The organism is Franzmannia qiaohouensis (genome assembly GCF_031451695.1).
GTDB lineage: Bacteria > Pseudomonadota > Gammaproteobacteria > Pseudomonadales > Halomonadaceae > Franzmannia > Franzmannia qiaohouensis.
This window is the reverse complement of the sequence record NZ_JARWAM010000024.1, coordinates 1-22565: the sequence shown is the minus strand read 5'-3', so window position 1 is coordinate 22565 and position 22565 is coordinate 1. Positions and strand designations below refer to the sequence as shown.

Annotated in this window: 20 protein-coding genes; 1 reads left to right on the top strand and 19 read right to left on the bottom strand. The window is 64.4% G+C overall.

Features of this window, described 5'->3' with window-relative positions:
- Positions 1-164: 164 nt before the first annotated feature.
- The 9 genes from QC821_RS20480 to tdh all read right to left on the bottom strand — a co-directional run bounded on the left by QC821_RS20480 (position 165) and on the right by tdh (position 9461).
- Positions 165-1463 (bottom strand): branched-chain amino acid ABC transporter permease, encoded by a 1299-nt coding sequence (locus tag QC821_RS20480; RefSeq protein ID WP_309725180.1) that lies wholly within the window; start codon positions 1461-1463, stop codon positions 165-167.
- On the bottom strand, positions 1463-2467 hold the full coding sequence (locus tag QC821_RS20475; RefSeq protein WP_309725178.1) for a branched-chain amino acid ABC transporter permease: 1005 nt from the start codon (positions 2465-2467) through the stop codon (positions 1463-1465). Before QC821_RS20475 ends, QC821_RS20480 begins: the two co-directional genes overlap by 1 nt.
- 63 nt (positions 2468-2530) lie before the next feature.
- Positions 2531-3235: an ABC transporter ATP-binding protein gene (locus QC821_RS20470; RefSeq protein WP_309725176.1), complete on the bottom strand. Its 705-nt coding sequence runs from the start codon at positions 3233-3235 to the stop codon at positions 2531-2533.
- A gap of 36 nt (positions 3236-3271) precedes the next feature.
- Positions 3272-4042, bottom strand: a complete 771-nt coding sequence (locus QC821_RS20465; protein WP_309725174.1) for an ABC transporter ATP-binding protein — start codon at positions 4040-4042, stop codon at positions 3272-3274.
- Positions 3991-5502: a sodium-dependent transporter gene (locus QC821_RS20460; RefSeq protein ID WP_309725172.1), complete on the bottom strand. Its 1512-nt coding sequence runs from the start codon at positions 5500-5502 to the stop codon at positions 3991-3993. The genes QC821_RS20465 and QC821_RS20460 overlap by 52 nt, the downstream gene beginning before the upstream one ends.
- A gap of 144 nt (positions 5503-5646) precedes the next feature.
- Positions 5647-5973, bottom strand: a complete 327-nt coding sequence (locus QC821_RS20455; protein ID WP_309725170.1) for a hypothetical protein — start codon at positions 5971-5973, stop codon at positions 5647-5649.
- Between the two features lie 124 nt (positions 5974-6097).
- Positions 6098-7081 carry a Bug family tripartite tricarboxylate transporter substrate binding protein gene (locus QC821_RS20450; RefSeq protein WP_309725168.1) on the bottom strand — a complete coding sequence of 328 codons (984 nt, stop codon included), beginning with the start codon at positions 7079-7081 and terminating at the stop codon, positions 6098-6100.
- 163 nt (positions 7082-7244) lie between these two features.
- Positions 7245-8432, bottom strand: coding sequence for a glycine C-acetyltransferase (locus QC821_RS20445; RefSeq protein ID WP_309725166.1), 1188 nt, complete (start codon positions 8430-8432; stop codon positions 7245-7247).
- Between the two features lie 3 nt (positions 8433-8435).
- Positions 8436-9461, bottom strand: coding sequence for an L-threonine 3-dehydrogenase (gene tdh, locus QC821_RS20440; RefSeq protein ID WP_309725164.1), 1026 nt, complete (start codon positions 9459-9461; stop codon positions 8436-8438).
- Positions 9462-9590: 129 nt separating this feature from the next.
- Between tdh and QC821_RS20435 the strand changes: the two genes are divergently transcribed.
- Positions 9591-10190: a helix-turn-helix domain-containing protein gene (locus QC821_RS20435; RefSeq protein ID WP_309725163.1), complete on the top strand. Its 600-nt coding sequence runs from the start codon at positions 9591-9593 to the stop codon at positions 10188-10190.
- 39 nt (positions 10191-10229) lie between these two features.
- On the opposite strand, the gene QC821_RS20430 is transcribed toward QC821_RS20435, so the two are convergent.
- The 10 genes from QC821_RS20430 to QC821_RS20385 form a co-directional block, all read right to left on the bottom strand.
- The gene (locus tag QC821_RS20430) at positions 10230-11048 is read right to left on the bottom strand and encodes a hypothetical protein (protein ID WP_309725161.1); all 819 of its coding nucleotides are present in this window, start codon (positions 11046-11048) and stop codon (positions 10230-10232) included.
- A 56-nt stretch (positions 11049-11104) separates the two neighbouring features.
- Entirely contained in the window at positions 11105-11368 is a 264-nt protein-coding gene (locus QC821_RS20425; RefSeq protein ID WP_309725159.1) for a PAAR domain-containing protein, read from the bottom strand.
- Positions 11368-12327, bottom strand: coding sequence for a hypothetical protein (locus QC821_RS20420; RefSeq protein ID WP_309725158.1), 960 nt, complete (start codon positions 12325-12327; stop codon positions 11368-11370). Before QC821_RS20420 ends, QC821_RS20425 begins: the two co-directional genes overlap by 1 nt.
- Positions 12328-12379: 52 nt before the next feature.
- Positions 12380-14266 (bottom strand): hypothetical protein, encoded by a 1887-nt coding sequence (locus QC821_RS20415; protein WP_309725156.1) that lies wholly within the window; start codon positions 14264-14266, stop codon positions 12380-12382.
- Positions 14263-15642, bottom strand: coding sequence for a DUF4123 domain-containing protein (locus tag QC821_RS20410; protein WP_309725154.1), 1380 nt, complete (start codon positions 15640-15642; stop codon positions 14263-14265). Before QC821_RS20410 ends, QC821_RS20415 begins: the two co-directional genes overlap by 4 nt.
- A gap of 3 nt (positions 15643-15645) precedes the next feature.
- A complete protein-coding gene (locus QC821_RS20405) occupies positions 15646-17589 on the bottom strand; it encodes a type VI secretion system Vgr family protein (RefSeq protein WP_309725152.1) in 1944 nt (647 codons plus the stop codon).
- A 252-nt stretch (positions 17590-17841) separates the two neighbouring features.
- On the bottom strand, positions 17842-19677 hold the full coding sequence (gene typA / locus QC821_RS20400) for a translational GTPase TypA (RefSeq protein ID WP_309725150.1): 1836 nt from the start codon (positions 19675-19677) through the stop codon (positions 17842-17844).
- A 169-nt stretch (positions 19678-19846) separates the two neighbouring features.
- On the bottom strand, positions 19847-20572 hold the full coding sequence (locus tag QC821_RS20395) for a hypothetical protein (protein WP_309725149.1): 726 nt from the start codon (positions 20570-20572) through the stop codon (positions 19847-19849).
- Complete coding sequence (locus QC821_RS20390; RefSeq protein ID WP_309725148.1) at positions 20569-21933, bottom strand: metal-dependent hydrolase family protein; 1365 nt, start codon at positions 21931-21933, stop codon at positions 20569-20571. Before QC821_RS20390 ends, QC821_RS20395 begins: the two co-directional genes overlap by 4 nt.
- Positions 21934-22191: 258 nt before the next feature.
- Positions 22192-22565 (bottom strand): tripartite tricarboxylate transporter substrate-binding protein (locus QC821_RS20385; protein WP_309725146.1); only part of this gene is annotated, 374 nt, incomplete at its 5' end.

Genomic DNA, 22565 nt, shown 5'->3' with positions numbered 1-22565 from the left:
GGCTTTGCACGAAAACTGGCTGCGCTCGGCCATGCGGCGTTAAAAACCGGCTCAAAATGCTCATTTACACACCCGTAAACTCCGCTTTTTCGCCGATTTTTGCCTTGCCTGACCTTCGCTCGCCGACTTTTCGTACATAGCCGGTCTCTATACGTTGTCAGCCCTCACTGATGGTGAGGCACTTTCTCCGGCATCAGGCCGCGTGGCGCGTAGCGCAGCACCAGCGAGATCAGCAGGCCGATCACGAACACCCGCGCCTGTAGCGCCCGACTCGATATGTTCGACGGCGGCTCCCAGCCAAACCAGCCCTCACCGATATACACGGCAATGTTCATCAGGAACAGCGCCAGCGGCTCGGACATGATCCAGATGATGTAGACCAGCACGGCGCCGAAGATGGTGCCGAGGTTGTTGCCCGGGCCACCGAGGATCACCATCACCAGCACCAGGAAGGTGTGGTTGAGCGGCAGGTAGCCCTGGGGGTCGAAGATGCTGTTGAAGTTGGTCAGCGCCGCACCGCCGATGCCCATCAGGATGCAGCCGAAGACGAAGATCTCCAGGCGGCGCTTGTTGATGTCCTTGCCCATTGCGGCGCTGGAGACTTCGTTGTCGCGGATGGCGCGGATCATCCGCCCCCAGGGGGCGTGATAGGCGCGGTGCAGCAGGAAGAAGATACCGGCGATGACCACCGCGGTGAGCGACAGGTAGATCGCCCGGGCCAGCACGAAGCCCAACTCGCTGGGCCCCGGCGTGGGCCAAGGCAGCGGCGAGACGGTGGCGGTGCCGCGAGTCAGCCAGTCGGAATTCTTGAGGAACGCCTTGATGATCTCGGCGATGCCCAGCGTGGCGATGGCCAGGTAGTCGCTGCGCAGCCCCAGGCAGATATGCCCGATGAAGTAGCCGATGAAGCCGGCCAGGGCGCCGCCGGCGATCCAGCCGATCCACGATGGCAGCCCCAGGCCACCGATGAAGCCGGCCTGGGAGCGAATCTCGCCGGTCACCTCGCGCAGCAGGCTGATCACCACCAGATAGAGCACCACCGCCAGCACCACGGCGATCACGGTACGCAGCTTCTTGGGCACGCCGAGGCGGTCGAGCTTGGTGGCGCCCCACACCAGCAGCACGGCGCCGACCAGGTAGAGCAGCACGCGACCCAGCTCGCCGGGCAGTTGGCTGTCCCAGAAGGCGTCATTGACCGGGATGCCGAAGAACATGGCGCAGAAGCCGCCCAGGGCCACAAAGCCCATGACCCCGGCGTTGAACTGGCCGGCATAGCCCCACTGGATGGTCAGGCCCAGGGCGATGATCGCGTAGCAGGCGGCCTCGACCAGCATGCGCGTGCTGTAGGCCGCGCCCATTACCGCATAGACGCCGAGGATGGCGACCAGCAGGGCACCGAACAGCAGCAGTTCGCGCAGCGGCAGGCGGCGGGCAGGGCGTTCGCTTGTGTTGGGCGTCGTCATCAGATCACCTTCCCTTTGAACAGGCCGGTGGGGCGCCACACCAGGATCGCCACCAGGATGAAGAAGGGCACCACGATCTTGTACTCGGTGCCGACGAAGGCCAGGTTATTGGGCAGCGCCAGCCACTCGGGCAGGCGCTCCTGGAAGGGCCGCAGCAGTACCGCCCAGTTGAATACCGCCAGGGTCTCGGCGAAGCCGACCACGAAGCCGCCGGCAATCGCGCCGTAGGGGTGGCCGACCCCGCCGACGATGGCCGCGGCGAAGATCGGCAGCAGCAGGAAGAAACTGAGGTCGGGCTTGAAGGTCACGTCCATCGACAGCAGGGTGCCGGCCACCGCGGCCAGGCTGCCGGCGATGATCCAGGTCACCGAGACGATATGGTTGGTGTTGATGCCCGAGGCGCGGGCCAGGTCGGGATTGTCGGACATGGCGCGCATCGCCTTGCCGGTGCGGGTTTTGCTGAGGAACAGGTGCAGCCCGACCACCGCGGCCACCACCAGGATGAACAGGATCACCTGGGGCTCGGTGACGATGATCGGGCGTGTTACCGCCTCGAACGGCAGCTCGAGGCGGTAGATCTCCTTGCGTTCGGCGACGTACATGTTCTGCGGGCTGGTGCCGGCGAACAGGCGCAGCAGGCCCTGCAGCATCAGCGTCACGCCCAGCGAGCCGATGACGATGACGATCGGCTTGACGCCGTGGGCGCGCAGCGGCTTGTAGAACGCCTTGTCGATGCCCACCGCGATGGCCGCCGTCACTACCATGGCGATGGGCAGCATGACGATGGCGGTGGGCAGGCCCACCACGCTGCCCGCCCCGGGGAAGGCCAGGCTCAGCAGCAGCACCACGAAGGCGCCCAGCGTCATCATGTCGGCGTGGGCGAAGTGGGCGAAGCGCATGATGCTGAACACCAGCGTCACGCCGATCGCCCCCATGGCGTAGATCGAGCCGGTCACGCTGCCGGCCACCACCACGTTGTTGATGAAAAACACCAGTTCGTTCAAAGCGACATCTCCTGCGTTGGCACGCTGGCCACTGTTCTTGTGTCGGTCTTGTCGTCGCGGCGATCAGCCGCCCAGGAAGCTCTTGGCGACGTCGGGGTCGTTGAGCAGCGCCTCGCCGGTATCGGTAAAGCGGTTCTGCCCGGCGGCCAGCACGAAGCCCTTGTGGGCAATCGCCAGCGCCTGCTTGGCGTGCTGCTCGACCATCAGGATGCCGACCCCGGCGGCGTTGATCTTTTTCACCCGCTCGAAGATCTCGTTCATGAACAGCGGCGATAGCCCGGCGGTGGGCTCGTCGAGCAGCAGCACGCTGGGCTCGACCATCAGCGCGCGGCCCATGGCGACCATCTGGCGCTGGCCGCCGGAGAGTTCGCCAGCGGGCTGGCGGCGCTTCTCCAGCAGCGGCGGGAAGAAGTCGTAGATCTGCTCGAGCATGCGGCTGACGCCTGACGGGCGGATATAGGCGCCCATCTGGAGGTTCTCCTCGACGCTCAAGCTGGGAAAGATGTTGTTCTCCTGGGGCACGAAGCCCATCCCCAGGTGCACCAGCTTGTTGGGCGCGAGGTTGGTGATCGGCTCGCCGCGCAGGCGGATCTCGCCCTGGTTGACCTGCAGCAGGCCGAAGATCGCCTTGAGCATGGTCGACTTGCCGGCGCCGTTGGGGCCGACGATGACGCCGATCTCATCGGCCTCGATGCTCATGTCGACGCCGTTGAGGATGTTCATGCCGCCGTAGCCGCCGTGAACGTCCCGTGCTTCGAGTAGGGGCATGGTGGGTTCCCTGGATATTGTTCGTTATGCGGCGGCCTAGGCCGCGCCGGCACCGAAATAGGCTTCGATGACCTCGGGGTTGTTCTGGATCTCCTCGATCGAGCCCTCGACCATCACCCGGCCCTGGGCCAGCACGATCACCGGGTCGCAGAGCCGCGCGATCATGTCCATGTCGTGCTCGATGACCAGGAAGGTGTAGCCCATCTCGCGGTTGAGGCGCTCGATGTTGGTGATCAGCTCGCCGAGCAGGGTGCGGTTGACCCCCGCGGCGATCTCGTCGAGCAGCACTACCCGGGCGTCGGTCATCATCGTGCGGCCCAGCTCGAGGAGCTTCTTCTGGCCGCCGGAGAGGTTGCCGGCCAGCTCGTTGCGCACGTGGCTGAGGCCGATGAAGTCGATCACCTCCAGCGCGCGCTGGCGCACCTCGGTCTCCTGGGCGCGCACCTGGCCGGGCTTGAACCAGGCCGAGTAGAGCGACTCGCCGAGCTGCTTGGGCGGCACCATCATCAGGTTCTCCAGCGCGGTCAGCTGGGAGAACTCATGGGCGATCTGGAAGGTGCGCAGCAGCCCCTTGTGGAACAGCTGGTTGGCCGGCAGGTTGGTGATGTCCTCGCCGTCGAGCAGCACCTGGCCGCTGTCCAGCGGCAGGGCGCCGGCGATGATGTTGAACAGCGTCGACTTGCCGGCGCCGTTGGGGCCGATCAGCCCGGTGATCGAGCCGCGCTCGACGCTGATCGAGCAGTCGTCGATGACCGTCAGGCCACCGAAGGCCTTGTTAACGTGCTTGACGTCGATGATGGAAGGCATGAAGTGTCCCGCGAAGCGTTGCTGTTGTTATTGGCATGCGGCGCCGGGCGGCCGGCGGCGAAGGCGCCGACGATGACGATAGCACCCAGCGTGGGGATCAGATAGCCGTCGACCTGCGGAATGGTGCGCAGGAACACGAACGACACCGCCGCCGGCGCCACGAAGCGCACCAGGAAGCGCCAGGTCTTGAACCAGCCGTCGCTGGTGCGCAGCTCCTTCATGACCTCGCTCTGGGTCAGCGCCCAGCCGGCGAACAGCGCGATCAGCAGGCCGCCCAGCGGCATGAAGATATTGGTCAGCAGCTCGATGAAGTCGAAGGCGCTACGCCCGAACAGCGTATGGAAGATGGTGCCCTCGGCCCAGACGTTGAAGCTGACCACGGTGAGCAGGCCCATCAGCCAGGCGCCCAGGGTCACCAGGCTCACCGCCTTGGGGCGGGTCAGGTCGAAGCGTTCGACCAGAAACGCCGCTACCGGCTCGATCAGCGAGATCGACGAGCTGATCGCCGCGCCCAGCACCAGGATGAAGAACACCCCGCCGACCAGCGCGCCGAACGGCATCTCGGCGAAGGCCAGCGGCAGGGTCACGAACATCAGGCCGGGGCCCTGGCCGGTCTCGAGGCCGGCGCCGAACACCAGCGAGAAGATCGCCAGGCCGGCGACCATGGCCACCGCGGTGTCGACGAAGGCCACCGCCACCGCGGTGCGTGTCAGCGAGGCCTCGCTGGACATGTAGGCGCCGTAGGCCATGATCGCGCCCATGCCGAGGCTCAGGGTGAAGAACGACTGGCCCATGGCTTGCAGCCAGCCCTCGAGGCTCAGGTCGGCGATATTGAAGGTGAACAGGAAGGTCGCGGCGGCGCCGATGTCGCCGTTGGCGATGCTGTAGAACAGCACCAGTAGCAGGATCGCGAACAGCGCCGGCATGATGATGCGCAGGCCGCTCTCGATGCCCTTGTGGATGCCCATGCCGACGATCAGCGCCGAGGCGATGATGAACAGCGTGTGGTAGAGGGTCAGCAGCCCCGGCGAGGCCAGCAGCGCATCGAAGCCGGCGCCGATGGTCTCTGAGTCGGCGCCGACCAGCGCGCCGGAGAACATCTGGCCGGTGTAGTGGATGGCCCAGCCGGCGATCACCGAATAGAAGCTCAGGATCAGGAACGCCGAGGCAGCGCCCAGCCAGCCGATCGACTCCCAGGCCCGCGAGGTGCCGTGGGTCCTGGTCAGGTGGCGCATGCCCATGATCGGGCTGCGCCGGCTGGTGCGACCGAGCATGGTCTCGGCGATCAGGATCGGGATGCCCACCGCGAAGATGGTCAGGGCGTAGACCAGGATGAAGGCGCCGCCGCCGTTCTCACCGGTCAGGTAGGGGAAGCGCCACAGGTTGCCAAGGCCTACCGCCGAGCCGACCGCGGCCAGCAAGAAGGTGCCCTTGTGCGTCCAGACGTTATGCGTACTCATGTTGTGTGTCCTGAAGCTTGAACATTGGCCTTGTGAGCCATCGTGGCCATGCGCGCGGGATGGCGCGGCATGACAGAATCATGGCGAGCGCGGAGTTTACTCGCCTGAGGCGCGTTCGTTAAGAGGGCGTTGGTCGCCGCGGCATCAGTCGTCGTTGTCGTCCTGATCAGGATCGTCGCTGGGCTGAGGCTCGAAGGCGCGCGCCGCGTCGGGCAGACGCACGGTGTCGCCGAGTACCAGCTTGCCGCACGACTTCATGCGCTCGCCGCTGGCCGGGTCGATCAGCGCCACCACGTCGCCGATACTGGTGCCGTCGACGTAGGCGGCGACCTTGATGCGCACCACCATGCCGTTGAACCGCGCCGAGAGCACGTCACCGGCGCCGGGCTCGACGTAGCGCTCCGGGTGATTGGCGAAATGGTCGGCGACGCTATCGCGCCCCGGGGCGTCCCACTCCACGTGCTTGTGCATCGGCTGGCCTCGCTCTCGAACGTGCGTTTGTCACCCCAAGAGTAGACAGGTTTCTGCGCCACGAAAAAAGCCCACCTTGGTGGTGGGCTTCAACGCTGCGCTTGCAGGCAGGGTGTGGGGCGGCTCAGTCGGCGCCGTTTTCGTCCTCTGGCACTCCCCCCATGTCATCCAGCAGCTGCCGGTAGCTCTCTGACTGCGCGTAGAGCATCTCGGTGGCCTCTTCCTCGCCGAAGAAATGCACCGGCATCAAGATGCGCTCCTCGGTGATCTCGATGAAGCGCTCGTCCTGGGTGGCCGCTTCGAGAGCCTCGGAGAGTCGCTCAACGTGGCTGTCCGGGGTGTTCTTGGGCACTACCACGACGCGGAAGTCGGAGGTGTCGATATCGTAGCCGGCTTCCTGCACGGTGGGCGCATCGGGGAAGGCAAACAGTCGCTCGGCATCCATGCTCAGCAGTACCGGCATCTCACCGCTCTCGGCATAGCCGGAGTGGGTTCCGCCGCTGTAGGCGAAGTCGACGTCACCGGAGAGCACCAGCGGCGCCATGCCGGCGCCACCAGAGGTGGGCACGATGCGGAGATTGAGGCCCTCCTGCTCCATGATGTACTCGATCACCAGGCGGTCCAGGGCGTGCTGGGTGGCGTAGCTGGTGCCGGGATTCTCCCGGGCGTACTCGATCAGGTCCTCCCAGCTGTCGCCGAAGGGGCGGTTCTCGCCGGTGACAATGGCATGCTGCACGGTGGTGATGCTGGCCACGTAGCGGAAATCATCCAGGGAGAATTCGGTATCGTGAGCGTGGGGAGCGAAGGTCAAGGTGCCGTTGGTCCCGGCATAGACGAAGGTGTAGCCCTCATCATCGCTGTTCATCAGGCGGGTTAGCGAGACAGCGCCGCCGGCGCCGGGCTGGTTGACCACATTGACCGGCTGACCGAGGTTCTCTTCGAGCACATTGGCCAGTACCCGTGCCTGGATATCGGTGCTGCCTCCGGCGCCGAAGCCGACCACCAGCGTAAGGGGGCGGTTGGGGAAGTCGTCGGCCTGGGTCAGACCGGTAACACTCAGCGTCATGGCAGCCACCAGCGTGGCCGCACCCCATCGTGTCTTGTTCATTTAGCGGATTCTCTTGTTGTTGGAGTCAATGTCGCGACTCTAGCGCGCGACAGTCAGTGATGGCGGGCGTTGAGCAGCAAGACGCCATGCATGCTGCCCCAGCCTAAGTTTGCCACGCTATCTGCTGCACTTAGCGTTAACAAATAGCATGACCTACGCCTCTTCAACGCTCAAGCTGCTGTTTCACACTGGCAAAGGCGTCGAGTGCGGTGTCCAGGTCGTCGCGGCTGAAGGCCGCCGACATCTGGGTGCGGATGCGCGCCTGGCCCTTGGGTACCACCGGGTAGGAGAAGGCGGTGACGTAGATGCCGTGCTCGAGCATGGCGTCGGCGAAGCGTGCCGCCAGTGCGGCGTCGTGGAGCATGATCGGCACGATGGGGTGCTCGCCGGGCAGCAGCTCGAAGCCGAGGCGCTCGAGGCCGGCGCGGAAATACGCCGTGTTGTCGGCCAGTTGCTGGCGCAGTTGGCCCGAATTCGCCGCCAGTTCGACGGCCTTGAGCGCGCCGGCCACCACCGGCGGCGCCACGCTGTTGGAGAACAGGTAGGGCCGCGAGCGCTGGCGCAGCAGCTGGATGATCTCGCGCCTGCCGCTGGTATAGCCGCCGCTGGCGCCACCCAGCGCCTTGCCCAGGGTGCCGGTGGTGATGTCGACGCGCTCGATGCAGCCATGGTGTTCAGGGGTGCCGCGCCCGCCTTGGCCCATGAAGCCGGTGGCGTGGCAGTCGTCGACGTGGACCAGGGCGCCGTAGCGCTCGGCGAGGTCGCAGATCTCGTCGAGGGGGGCGATGTAGCCGTCCATCGAGAACACCCCGTCGGTGGTGATCATGATGAAGCGCGCGGCGTCGCGCCGCGCGGCCTCGAGCTGCGCTTCGAGGTCGGCCATGTCGCGGTTGCGGTAGCGGTAGCGCTTGGCTTTGCACAGCCGCACGCCGTCGATGATGCTGGCGTGGTTGAGGGCGTCGGAGATCACCGCATCCTCGGGGCCGAGCAGGGTCTCGAACAGCCCGCCGTTGGCGTCGAAGCACGACGGGTAGAGGATCGTCTCCTCGCTGTGCAGGAAGTCGCTCAGCGCGCGCTCGAGCTGCTGGTGCAGGCTCTGGGTGCCGCAGATGAAGCGAACCGAGGCCAGTCCATAGCCCCACTCATCGAGGCCTGCCCGTGCCGCGGCGGCGACCTCGGGATGCTGGGCCAACCCCAAATAGTTGTTGGCGCAGAGGTTGAGCATTTCGCCCTGGGGCGTGCCGATGCGCGCGCCCTGGGCGGAGGTCAGCGGCCGCTCGTGCTTGGTCAGGCCGGCCGTCTCGATGGCCTCGAGCTCGCGCTGCAGGTGGTGCTGAAATTCGCCGTACATGTGTCACTCCCAGTTCAAGATGACCTTGCTGGCGTCCCCCGACAGCATGGCGTCGAAGCCCTGCTGGAACTCGCTATAGGGCAGCCGGTGGGTGATCACGGGTGAGATGTCGAGCCCCGAGTCGATCATCACCGACATCTTGTACCAGGTCTCGTACATCTCGCGACCGTAGATGCCCTTGAGGGTCAGCATGTTGAAGATCACGGTGTTCCAGTCGATGGCGATATCCTCGCTGGGAATACCCAGCATCGCGACCTTGCCGCCGTGGCACATGTTGGCCAGCATGTCGCGGAAGGCCGCCGGGCTGCCGGACATCTCGAGGCCGACGTCGAAGCCCTCGGCCAGGCCCAGGTCGCGCTGGACCTCGGCCAGGCTCTCGTGGCGTACGTCCACCGTGCGGGTGGCGCCAAGGCGCTTGGCCAGCGCCAGGCGGCCGGGGTTGAGGTCGGTGACCACCACGTGGCGGGCGCCGGCATGGCGGCATACCGCCGCGGCCATGGCGCCGATCGGCCCGGCGCCGGTGATCAGCACGTCCTCGCCCAGCAGGTCGAACTGCAGCGCGGTGTGCACGGCGTTGCCCAGCGGGTCGAATAGCGCGGCCACGTCGAGGTCGATGCCGGCCTTGTGCTCCCAGACGTTGGACATCGGCAGCACCAGGTACTCGGCGAAGGCGCCTGGGCGATTGACCCCCACGCCGCTGGTGTGGGCGCACAGGTGGCGGCGCCCGGCCAGGCAGTTGCGGCAGCGCCCGCACACCACGTGGCCCTCGCCGGAGACGATCTGCCCGGGCCTGAAGTCGTTGACGTTGGAGCCCACCTCGACGATCTCGCCGACGAACTCATGGCCCACCACCATCGGCGTGGGGATGGTCTTCTGCGCCCAGCTGTCCCACTTGTAGATGTGCACGTCGGTGCCGCAGATGGCGCTGCGCTTGACCTTGATCAGCACGTCGTTGATGCCCACCTCGGGTATCGGCACGTCGTCGAGCCAGAGTCCTGGCGCCGCGTCCTTCTTGACCAGTGCTTTCATGGAGTCTCCTTGTCGTTGGACTGGCCTATCGCGCCAGGGGGTTTACTATGCAAGAATTAATTCCAGTATTGCAGACGATTTCTCGTATGCAAGACTTTTTTCTTGGATACAGGATTTTCAGTGTAGGCCATGACGCAAATGCATGAGAGTGAAAGCGGCGCTCACGCCAGCGGCGATCTCGGCAGCCAGGTGCTGTCGAGCCGCGTGACCGAGCTGCGCAAGAAGCGCCAGATGACCCTGGAGCAGCTGGCGGCGGCCTCCGGGGTCAGCCGTTCGATGCTGAGCCAGATCGAGCGCGGCCGCGCCAACCCCACACTGGCGGTGACGCTGCGTATCGCCCAGGCGTTCGGTCTCAATATCGGCGAGCTGGTCGACCAGCCGTGGGCGGCGTCGCGCATCGACGTGGTGCGCAGCGACGATGCCAGCCAGCTGTTTCGCGATGACCGGGAGTGCCGTATCCGCACCCTCTCGCCGCTGCACCTGGAAAAGCGCATGGAGTGCTACGAACTGTGGCTGGCGCCCCACGCCCGCCTGCACAGCGCCGCCCACTTCGAGGGTACCCGCGAGCTGCTGAGCATTACCCAGGGCCAGGCGCGGGTGGCATCGGGCAGCCACCGCTGTGAACTCGGCCAGGGCGACTCGGCGCACTATCACGCCGATGTCGAGCACACCATCGAGAACGGCGGCGATACCCCGCTGCTGGCCTTCCTGGTGGTGACCTACGAATAGACGGGCATGAAAAAGCCCACCGCGAGGGTGGGCTCTGCGTCACTTCAAACCTGAGCTGCGCCGTACAATTCGTCTTTGACGGTCACGCTTGATCCTTACGCCCTCCCGCGGGCGCTCGGGGAATAGTCGGCACAAGAACTCCAAAGGGGCGTCCAGGTTGTCATGCAAACGCTGCAACTCGGTCTCTGACCACTGTTGCACCGGTGCCCATCGCAGCTTGTGGCGTTTGTTGATGACGGCACGCTTGGGCCGGTGTGGAAACAGTGTAGCCAGCTCTTCGGCAGGCAAGTGTCGATTCTGTTCGAGCCTCCGTAGCTCCTCGGCACTCCAGGCATCTCCCTTTTCTCCGTCCCCACGGGGCACGTAGTGAACACCTTCTGCCCTGGCCCGAAACTTGATCGCATCTTCGGTGCGATGTGGCAGCTCCCGCTTTACCTGCTGTATACCGCCTTGAGGAAAGCCACGCCGAAGTATCTCCAGTTCTGGTTCGGTCCAGCGCTCGGACGAGAATGCTTTAAGGCCGAATTTCTTGGCCACATGACGAATGGCGATAACGGTACGGTGTGGCAGGAAACGATGCTGAATCTCCGGTGCCTTCAGTGCTGGGGAGTGCCGTATCACGAGGAGCAACTCTTCCCCAGACCAAGGCAGTTTCTCCGCCATCTGAACATCACGCTTCTTCAGCCCCAACTTATGGGCCATGCGCTGGATCGCGGCAGGTGTGCGATGAGGAAAATGGCGCACCTGCAGCTCACGCCACGTCATGTTCAAGTAATGCCGCTCGAGCAGGGCCTGTTCCCCATGTGTCCATTCGCGTGCAACGCCTGGATTAAGTCGCCGACTTCTTGTTTTTGCCATTCAGGCTTCTCCCACTGCCAGTCTTTGAAACCTCGTGGAGTAACCGCTGGGTGTGTTTATGGCTGGACCTTTGCCTTGTCCGAGGCAGTGATGATTTCACCACCGTGGTCCGTCTTGCAGCCAAGGTAGGCGGTGGGCCTGCCATCGGTAGTGGAACTACTGGAGCCTTCAATGATGGTGGCGCCGCAGCCGGTCTTGTCGCCCACTCGGGCCACGGGCTGGCCCTCTACCTCAGAGGGCGAGCCCGAGACGATTTCCGTTACGCTGTGGCCGGGAATGGGGCAGCGATGCAGATCGCCTTTGCGAGCTACTGGTTTCATTAGTCTATGGTGGCGATGCGCCACTCTCCGGCAGCGGTGCGGTAGAACACGAAGGGCATGGTATGTGGTTCTTTGTTTGGTTGGTCGGGATAGGACCAGCGCAAAGGACTTGGTCGGATGCTGACGAGACGACCGTTACCCATGAACTCCAGGCGATCGCTCACGGGGTCGTCTGCAAGTCTCAACGGCTCTAGCCGCGGGCCGTCTGGCTCCCGACGCATGCCAATCAGTTGCGAAGCGATGGGCAGCGGTTCAACATACTCCCTGGCACTCTTTCCTCCAGCCATCAGCAGGCCCGCGCGGTCCCATACCGGCCCCGCCTTGCGCAGGATGGCTTCGGTATCACCTGCATCGAAAAGACGATAAAGTTTCTGATAGGCCTGTCGCAGCTCATGACGCATCAGCGGTGTGTCCTCTAACTCCGTGGCCTCATCACGCCAATGAAAATCGGGGATGGGATCGAAGACACGGAAGCTCATATCTACCCGCTCGGCTTCGATAGATTCACCGCTGCCAAGCACCAGCATATCTGGCGAGTTGACGTGGAACTCGCCATTGGTGCGTAGGTGGTCGGTTTGATGCACAGGCTCATTACTTCCCATGGGCTCGTCGTAAGTTACTAGCTCGCCGGTTTCCATGTCGTAGCGCAACAGCAGGGTGTTGAGGCGTTCTTTCTCTTGCGTCCGGGTATTGATTGCTTCAATGGAAACATCGACCCAGAAATCCGGCTTTGGGCCTTGCAGAAACTCACCTGTCTCGGGGTCTTGGCTTATCAAGGGCGCAAAGATAAAGGAAGCAGTGTTGTTCCCTTCTTTCAAATTGTCACTAATGGGGTAAGAAACGCTTTGATGGCCAGTTCGACCATAGGACCAAATTTTCAGGTCATTGATGCGCAGAGTCCAGGCGGAGCCCTGTGTATGGATATTTACCCAATATTCACGCTCAATTGGATGAGCCATTGCCGTCTCCTGGAACAGTAAGAAGCATGAAAAAATCAATAAATATAGAAAATTAAAACGGCACCCATTCGGGCTCCTTGGGATCCGGCTCCCAGATCGTCTTTCCATTACCATCATCCCCTCTTGGGTTGGGATTGAAACCTTCAATATCGCCAGCTGCTTGTCGGTTGGAGTTGTCAATAGCGGACCTTACCCTGCCAAACAGGTCTGAGGCTTGAGCTTCGCCTTCTAGCCTTGAGTCTGCAAGGCCAGCTTCCATCTCCATCCCTAAGCTTTGGCCATCGTTAGTGTCACCCCCTCTAGTCGCTCGCACTTCAGCATACGCCTCCCCACTGACCTTGACGCCTTCGAAGATATAGCGCTTCTCTCGTACGCCATCGCGTGAGCGCACCTCCCAGGTCCAGGAGGTGTGTATGGAGCCACGCGCACCCACTTGGGCTGAGAGAATGAAAACCCGACCCTCCACATGGAGCTTGAGTTCCGCCAGGCCCAGTATCTTCAACTCGCCAGTGAATTCCTGCGAAATGCCATTGAAGGTGGCCTCGGCCTCTTCACCGGAGGCGGGAATCCGGTAGGTGGCCACGCTATTCCCACCGCCGCCGTCCACGGTGTGCGTCAATGATCCTGTGGCGCTGAGCTGGAGATACCCTTCGATGGTGGCGTTGACGTTTTCACCTGCCGCCATCCGTGCACGGGCATTCTGCACCAAGCGCACGTTAGCAGGGGAGAGCAATACTGCTGAGACGACCTCGATCAGGTCGATTCGCCCTGTGACGCCCACGCTCAGGGTGGAATCCAGGCTGCCGATTTTGACTTCCAGGTCCGGACTGCCTTCGACCGGGGCGAGTTCGAATCCCGTTGGTTGGAAGGTGAGGGATTTACTGAGGATGACACCCGAGCCCATGGTAGAGTTGTCGTACCTGACGCCGTTATCAGAGCCTCCACTGGGGCTTCCCATGGCAATATACCGATCCATGGTTTGGATGGTATTGACGATCATTCCGACAAGCCCCGGCGCATCGTTCTCCCTTGGGATGGTTTCTTGCGAATGCCCCGTCGAGTCGGCGCTGCCTTCCAGCGTCAGTTCATAGCGACCGTACTGTCCGCTCAGCGTCCCTTTGGCTTCCACCTCGGCGGACACGCCATGGGTCATAAAGGACGTTTCCACCGCCAGGGTGATGTCGCCATCCAGCTTGATACAGGGATAGGGAATGACCGTCAGAGCTTCCTTGACGTCCTTTCCCGGCCAGCACTGATTTGGCTGGAAGGTGGCTCTTCCACCCTGATTGTTCAGTACATTGAGGCTCATCAGACTGTCGAAGGCCAATAGTGCCAGCGTGACGTCGTGTGGAATGAAATCCCCCAGCGCCAAGGCCAGGCTCAAGTGCTGCTGATAGGCGACGGAAGCTTCACTAGTACTTTCCGTAATCTGGTGCCGGCCATCCGCCAGTCCACCCGTCAACAGACAGGGTTTGTCCGAGCGTCCTGCGAGGCAATTTTCTTCTCCCTCCCAGTTTACCAACACGTCGGAAATGAGCTGAGTGCCTTGCAGTTCGGCAACGACCAGCAGGGTCGTGGCTCCATTGACGGGAGGCCACTCAACCTTGCGGGATGGGTGGCTCTTGTCAATCACGCTGCCAGCCTTGATGCAGCATCCGTCGTCCTGCGTGCACTCCACACAGGTCGCCGCAAATGCTATGTCTGGGCCCTCTTCCCCTGCTGAGTCATTGTTATGAGGAAGAGGGCTCCCGGTCAGCGGTTCGGCTCCTCGCCCCAGGTATTCCTGGTAAAGGCTGGCGGCCACATGACTTTCATTCACTGGCTCGCCGTTCCGATACGAACGCTGAATGGAGCGCAGCATTAGCCCTGGCCTCTCAAAGGCCTGCGGCTGCGTCTCCATCAGATACACCATGTCTTCAAAGCCCGGCTGGTAGCTCATGACCGCTCCTTGGTAGCGATGGGCCGAAAATTGTCGTTCTGCATATCACTTTCCTGATTGCGATGCGGTGCCAAGAGGGCATGCCTCACGCGCCCGCGGGGCAGCCACGCCTCCAGCAGATCGCGCTTTCGCCAGCCGGCCATGCGCGGATGTTCGAGTATCGCCCTGGCCTCCGGGTAGTTCTGGGGAAAGCTATCGCCCAGCTCCAGGCAGCACTTCGCCAGGGTCTTGACCTGTTTCTTCGACACGAGCTCGTAGACGGCACCCAGCCTGTCGCCGACCTCAACCGCCGCCAGGACTTCCTCCAGCGGTGTCATGGCATACGTCTCCGTGAGTTCGCTGGCCAGCTTGCGCTGCGCCCGAGTCTTCTGCAGGGCGCCGAAGCGGGTGAACTCGGGCTGATCGATGGCGAAGCTACGGCCCGGCGATAGCATGTCGCGGTCGCGCTCTGTCATTGACTCGTTTAGCGCCAGTCGCAGCAAGCGCCCCTGGACCTCCTGGGGCGTGGCGGCGAAGTGGGGCGGGTCGCTGAGGTTGGTCGCGTCGGGGACGTTCACCAGCGGCGAGAGTCCCACGATAAGCGCGTCCAGCGGGGCCATGAAGGCGGCCAGCTTCCAGTGCCCGAGCGCCTGGGCCATGTCCAACGCCACCCGGGGGTCGTAGAAGCGGAAGTAGACCGGGGCCTGGTCGTTGGCCGGGGTCCACAGCATGGTGAACTTGCGCAGGTGGCTGCGCAGCTGCTTCAGGGTGGCGTGGGAGTGCAGCAGGATGCCCCAGTGCTGGTCCTGGGGCAGGCCTGCCAGCCAGTGGCGGATCTCGCTGTCGGGTTCGAGCCTGACCAGCCAGGGCGCGATGGCGCGGGTGGCGGCGTCGGTGGTGGCGTAGAGGCAGGCGCTCTGGACCTCGGCGCTGGTGAGCCGTTGCATGGCTTCGCGACAGTTGACGCCGTCGATCACCGCCCACAACGGCGCTGAGGTGGGGGTGAAGAGGTCCGCCCAGGCGATCTCGTCGTAGCGCACCGGGGGCGCCGGCAGGCTGGGCGCCGCAGTTGGCGCCCCGGGTTCCGGGAGGAGCGGGATCATCTCACCCAAGGCCACCGGGGTGCGTGACGTCGTTTCGTCCGCCAAGTCCAATAACGCTTGCGACATACCTTCGCGGCGAAAGCGCTGCAGCAGGGGCTGCGCGGAGTCGAGCCGGATGAGGCTGAGCCCCTCGCCGTCGAGGGTTTCCTGCAATTGGGCGCGCATGTCGTCTTCCGACTCGGCCCGCACCACCACGGTGACCATGGCCTCGTCGGTAGCGGCCTCCCAGCGTCGCGCAACGTGTGAGGTGGTGCTCAGGTGGCAGCGGCCTGTCCAGTAGTCATGGGACGACATGGATTACCCCGCCAGGGGGCAATGGGAGACGAAGGGGCTACCTTCGCCCGCGGCGGCCTCCAGCACGGCGGGAATGGGCGGCAGGGCCGCCGACCCGGGGGAGGCGGAGCCGACGTTGAGATGCGGCGAGACGTCGACGCGGCCGCCCGAGACGACCAGTGCCGCGCCGCCGGCGACGAGGGTGATCTTGGACGCGTCGAGCACGATCTCGCCGTCGGCCTTGAGGGTGATGTCGCCCCCGGCGTGGGTCTGGAAGCTGCTGCCGACGCGCAGCCCGCGCTCGCCGTCGATCCTCTCGCTGAGGTTGGCCGCGATCGTGACCTCGCGATTGCCCTCGACCGTTTCGATGCGGTCGTTGGCCACGACGAGATGCGAGTCGTGGCCGATGGTGGCGGTATCGTCGTACTCCACGCGCTTCTGGCGCGAGTTCTCGACGTGCAGCTCCAGGTTCTTCTGCGCGTGCAGGTAGATGAACTCTTCGCCGGCCTGATCCTCGAAGGTCAGTTCGTTGAAGCCTTCACCCTGGTGAGTCCGGGTCTTGATCGTGGTACGGGTCTTGTGGGTGGGCAGCAGGTGCGGCGGTGTGTTCACCGCGTGGTAGGTGCGCCCGGTGATCAGTGGTTGATCGGGATCGCCCTCCAGGAAGCTGACGACCACCTCGTGGCCGATCCGCGGAATCGCGATACTGCCGTAGCCGCCGCCGGCCCAGCCCTGGCTGACGCGAATCCAGGCACTGGCGGTCTCATCGGGCTCGGCCTCTCGGTCCCAGGGAAACTGCACCTTGACCCGGCCGTGCTCGTCGCAGTAGATCTCCTCGCCCGCTGGCCCGACCACGAAGGCGACCTGGGGGCCGTCGACCCGCGGCTTGGGGTTGGGCGTGGGGCGCCAGGCAATGTCGCCGGGGGCCAGCACCAGCTCGTTATGGTAGAGGGTGCCGCCTTCGCTGCCCACGGCATCCTCCTCCAGGGCCTGGGGCTGTTGGCCATGGTGCTTGACCGCGACCAGTTGCCAGTCGCGATTGAGGCTTTCGGCATCGTGGTCGGTGAGGTCGAAGCGAACCCCGGGAGCGAGTTCGGGGAGATCGCTCACGGCCTCGGCCGTGAGCGCCTCATGGCGCAGCGACTCGAGGCGCACGCGGGTGAAGGCCTCGCCGGAGGCGTCGGCCTTGTAGCGCCCGGGATAGTCGTAGTGCTCGTACCCGTGATCGGTGCCTTCCTCGTGCAACTGGGCCTGATGTAACTGTGAATAGGCGGGTTGCTTGAAGGAGTAATCCTTGAGCGTGGCCGAGTCGGGGGCGACCCGGGCGAGCTGCCGCAGCTGGCGCACGTGTCGGCTGAGGGCAGTGCCGCCGGCACGGCTGTGGTAGGTGCGCGGACCCAGGTCGGTGAGAACCTGGGGCGCGTCGGCGAACACTAGGCGGTGGCCACCTTCGTGAAACTCGTGGAAGTAGAACAGCCCCTCTTCGGCGGCCAGGCGCTCGAGGAAGGCCAGGTCGGTCTCGCGGTATTGCACGCAGAATTCCCGCATCTCGGGCTCGCGGGTCACGGCGAAGGCGATATCGCGCAGGCCGCGCTCTTCGCACAGGGTCTCAATGATGGCCAGCGGCGACACCTGCTGGAAGATGCGTGAGTTCTGGCGCAGCGAGAGACGCCACAGAGCGGGGCGCAACACCAGCGAGTAGAAGGTGCGGCGGTGGCCACGGTCGCCGCGACCGAACTCGCTGATGATGCCATGCACCCGGCGCAGCGGCTCGCCATCCTGCCAGATCGTGAGAGTGGCCTCGCGGTCGAGCAGTGCAGTGGCATCCAGGTCGCAGTTGCGGCTGGCCAGGTTGACCGTCAGTTCGAAGATCTTCGAGAGCGTTTCACGGTGGGTGAAGTCGACCACCGCGACATCGTCGACCCCAGGCAGGGTCAGGGTGAACTGCAGTCCGGTCATGCTGGCCATGACGTCTCCCTACGTCCGTTTTCCGGTTCGCGCCATGCATCACACCCGGTGTCGCATTAGCTTTTCCTTTGCTAGAGGAGCATACCAGTACCTTCTGCAGGGCGTTGTCACATCTATCTGAACGGCGTGTAAGCCATCGCTGACAAAAAGGCGAAGACATTGGCTATTGCTGACGAAATCGTCAGCGCAGCGCCGGAAACTAAAAACCGGCGCCAGGGCTGGCACCGGTTCGAATACGCTGGCTTGGGCCGATCAGCCCTTGCTGGCGCGCTTGCGCTCGTTTTCCTTGAGGTGCTTCTTGCGCAGGCGGATATGGTTGGGGGTGATCTCGACCAGTTCGTCGGAGTCGAGGAACTCGATGGCCTGCTCCAGCGAGAACTTCACCGGCGGCGTCAGCACGATGTTCTCGTCGTTGCCGGTGGAGCGCATGTTGTCGAGCTTCTTGCCCTTGGTGGGGTTGACCACCATGTCGCTGGCGCGGTTGTTGATGCCGATCAGCATGCCCTCGTAGACCTCGGTGGCATGGTCGATGATCAGCTTGCCGCGCTCCTGCAGGGCGTAGAGGGCATAGGCCAGGGCCTTGCCGTCGACCATCGATACCAGCACGCCGTTGCGCCGCTCGATGGAGGCGTCGGGCTTGAGCGGGCCGTAGTGGTCGAAGCGGCTGGTGAGGATGCCGGTGCCCGAGGTCAGGGTCAGGAACTGGCCGCGAAAGCCGATCAGGCCGCGCGCCGGGATCATGAAGTCCAGGCGCACGCGACCCTTGCCGTCGGGGTTCATGTTGGTCAGCTCGCCCTTGCGGTAGCCGAGCTCCTCCATGATCGCGCCCTGGTGCTGCTCCTCGCAGTCGATGATGACCTCTTCGTAGGGCTCCTGCTTGACGCCGTCGACCTCGCGGATGATCACCTCGGGGCGGCCCACGGCCAGCTCGAAGCCTTCACGACGCATGGTCTCGATCAGCACCGAGAGGTGCAGCTCGCCGCGGCCGGATACCTTGAACTTCTCCGGCGTCTCGCCGGGCTCGACGCGCAGCGCCACGTTGTGGATCAGCTCCTGGTCGAGACGCTCCTTGATATTGCGGCTGGTGACGTACTTGCCGTCGCGGCCGGCCATCGGCGAGTCGTTGACCTGGAAGGTCATCGACACGGTGGGCTCATCAACCGACAGCGGCGGCAGCGCCTCGACGTTGGCCGGGTCGCACAGGGTGTCGGAGATCGACAGGTCGTCGATGCCGGTGATGCAGACGATGTCGCCGGCGTCGGCCTGCTCGGTCTGCACGCGCTCGAGGCCGAGGTGGGTCATGACCTGGCCGATCTTGCCCTTGCGGGTCTTGCCGTCGGTGCAGATCACGCTGACCTGCTGGTTGGGCTTGACGCTGCCGCGCTTGATGCGGCCCAGGCCGATGACGCCGACGTAGCTGTTGTAGTCGAGCGCCGAGATCTGCATCTGGAAGGGGCCGTCGAGCTCGACCTTGGGCGGCTCGACGATATCGACGATGGCCTGGAACATCGGGTCCATGTCATCGGCCAGTTCGTCCGGATCGGGGCCGGCAATGCCGTTGAGCGCCGAGCAGTAGATGATCGGGAAGTCGAGCTGCTCATCGGAAGCGCCGAGGTTGTCGAACAGGTCGAAGATCTGGTCGATGACCCAGTCGGGGCGCGCGCCGGGGCGGTCGATCTTGTTGACCACCACGATCGGCTTGAGGCCCTGGGCGAAGGCCTTCTGGGTCACGAAGCGGGTCTGCGGCATGGGGCCGTCGACGGCATCCACCAGCAGCAGCACCGAGTCGACCATCGACATCACGCGCTCGACTTCGCCGCCGAAGTCGGCGTGTCCCGGGGTGTCGACGATGTTGATGTGGTAGTCGTGCCAGCGAATCGCGGTGTTCTTGGCCAGGATGGTGATGCCGCGTTCCTTTTCCTGGTCGCTGGAGTCCATGATGCGCTCCTGCCCCTCGGCCTTGCGGTCCAGGGTGCCGGACTGGCTGAGGAGCTTGTCGACCAGGGTGGTCTTGCCATGGTCGACGTGGGCGATGATGGCAATATTCCTGATTTTCTCGATGTGAGAACCAGTTACGTCTGTGCTCATAGGGTTGTAGCTCGTCTTTATGTACGCACCTATGTACACGGTCTTGTTACGTACCCTAGGCGCGGGGTAGGGAAGGTTGGTGGCGCATTGTACAGACTCGGCGCGCGGGGTAATAGCACTATGGCGCGGGGCCGGCCCCAGAGGGGGGCCGGCTGTGTGCGGATTACGCCTAGAAGCGCCAGGTGGCGCCCAGCAAGGGGCCGCTCATCTCGATATCCAGCCTGGCGCCGTTATCCTCGTAGCGAACCTCCAGGTGGCGATAGCCGGCGGAGAGGTATAGCGCATCGTTCAGCCGGTAGTTGAGGCTGCCTACCGCTTGCCAGGTCGCGTCGGAGCCGACCCCGAAGCCGCCGACGTCGGCATACACAATCGCCGACCAGTCGGGGGTGAAGTCGCGGCGCAGCCTGACCGCCAGCAGCGGGTCGACCCAGCGCTCGGACTCGGTGGCGCTCAGGCCGAGTGCCGGCACGTCTACCGACGCCCGGGCTCGCCATAGCCGCGCACCGCCGAGCAGGTCGAGGGAGAGGTCCGGCGCTTGCACGACCTGATAGCCGGCCGCCGCCGTCATCGATGTCTGCCGCACCCGCCCCTCGATGCTTACGCCCGGCGCCAGGCTGGCGCTGGTGCTCAAGGAGGCGTGAGAAATATCACCGAACAGCACCAGGCGATCGCGTCGCGCGGTGGCGTGCAGGAAAAACGCCGCGTCCAGCTCATCGAGGATGTCGCCAAAGGATTGCCGGGTGCTGAGCGTCGGCGCGCTGGACGTGGGGCGGATGTCGCCGGCCAGGCTCGGCATCCACACGTAGGGCGTCACCTGGCCGCGCCAGGTGTCGGCCGCGGCGGTGGCTGAAACGGTGCCCGTGAGCAGCACGGCAACCAGCAGAGGAGTCTTCATAGGGAATCCTTGTAGATGCGCCCATCCTTCATGATCAGGCGCAGGTTGCGCTCAGGGTCATCGAGGAAATCGAGGCTCGCGTTGGGGTCGCCGTCGACCACCAGCAGATCTGCCAAGGCCCCCGGTACAAGGCGCCCCAGCTGCCCCGGGTAGGGGTTGCGGGGCCCCGACAGCGCCAGCAGTTCGGCATTGCTGCCGGTGGCCATGGCCAGCACGTCGAGGGGCGCGTAGAAGCGAGTCAGCTTGGCCAGCTGGCGGCCCTGGCTGGGCGTGTTCTGGGGGCTGAACAGGATGTCGGTGCCCCAGGCGGTCTTGATCGCGAAGCGCTGGGCCATCTCGTAGGCGCGCAGCGTTCCCTCGGCCACCTGACGCTGGCTCTCGCGACGCTCGGCATCGGGGTAGACGTTGGCGTCCTCGTCCTGCAGGAAGGGCTGCAGACTCCACCAGGTGCCCTCGTCGGCCATCATCCGCACGCTGTCCTCGTCGGCCAGCTGGCCATGCTCGATGCACTTCACTCCCGCAGAAATAGCCCGCTGGATGCCGCGCGGCGTATAGACATGCGCCGTTGCGTAGGTCCCCCAATCATCGGCTGCCTCTACCGCGGCGCGCATTTCACGCTCGGAGAACTGGGTGCTGTCGAGCGGATCGTAGCTCGAGGCAACGCCGCCGCCGGCCATCAGCTTGATCTGCGAGGCACCCAGCATCAGCTGCTCGCGGGTGCGTCGCAGCACTTCCGCTTCGCCGTCGGCGATGGCGCTCACGCCCATCAGCTCGCCGGGGCTCAGTGGCGTGGTCGTGCCCCGCGGAATCTCGTGGCGCATGCGAAAATCGCCGTGGCCGGAGGTCTGCGAGATCATGGCGCCGGCAGGAAAGATGCGCGGGCCGTGGACGATGCCCTCGTCGATGGCGCGCTTCAAGGCGAACGACGGCCCGCCCACGTCGCGCACGCTGGTGAAGCCGCGCAGCAGCGTGCGCTCCGCCTCCTGGGCGGCCACCAGGTGCACGTAGCCCGGGTCGGCGGTCATGGCCGCGGTCTGGGTGATGGCCGCCAGGGTGGCATGCCAGTGGGCATCGATCAGCCCCGGCATCACCACCCGCCCGCCGCAATCAATACGCTCCACTTCCCCGGTCTCCGCCTGAGCCGGCAGGATCTCCTGAATGCGCCCCGCGTCGACCCGTATCGAGACATCATCGCGCAGTGGCGCACCGCTGCCATCGAACAGCCGCAGGTTGGTCAGCAGAATAGGGGGGCCGTTACCACGCGGCTGGGCGCCAATCACGCTGGGCGTCCGCAGCCCTGCAAACAGCGCCATGACGGCGGCGCTGCCGCCGAGAAACTGGCGGCGGGTAAGATCGGCCATGATGCGCTCATGAAAGCGTTGCAGCAGCGGCGATCCGCACAGGCAGGCGCCAGTGGCATGACCGCCGTGGGATGCGCATAGAGAGGACTGGACGGATACAGGCATAGGGAAACCTCCATGTGAAACTTCACTATAGAAGAGTCGCTGGAGGCCGTGCATAAACGTCAGGCTAGGCGGGCGATGGCCGCAGAGGGCTCATGGGGATAACGCAAACGCCCGCCACCGAAGGTGACGGGCGCCAAGCGAGCGGGCCGCGGTTCAGCCCTCGTCGTCTTCGCCGGGGACGCCGCCGAGCTCTTCGAGCAGCGCCCTGTAGCCGGCGACCTGGTCGCTGAGGGTCTGGGTGACCTCCTCTTCATCCATGTAGACCACCGGCATCAGGATGCGCTCTTCGGTGATCTCGATGAAACGCTCGTCCTGGGTGGCGGCCTCGAGGGCCTCGGCGAGGCGCTCGACGTGGCTGTCCGGGGTGTTCTGCGGGACCATCACCACGCGGATCTCGGCGGGGTTGATGTCGTAGCCGGCTTCCTGGATCGACGGCGCGTCGGGGAAGGCCACCAGGCGGTCTTCGGCGAGGCTCAGCAGCACCGGCATTTCACCGGAGTCGGCGTAGCCGGAGTGGGTGCCGCCGC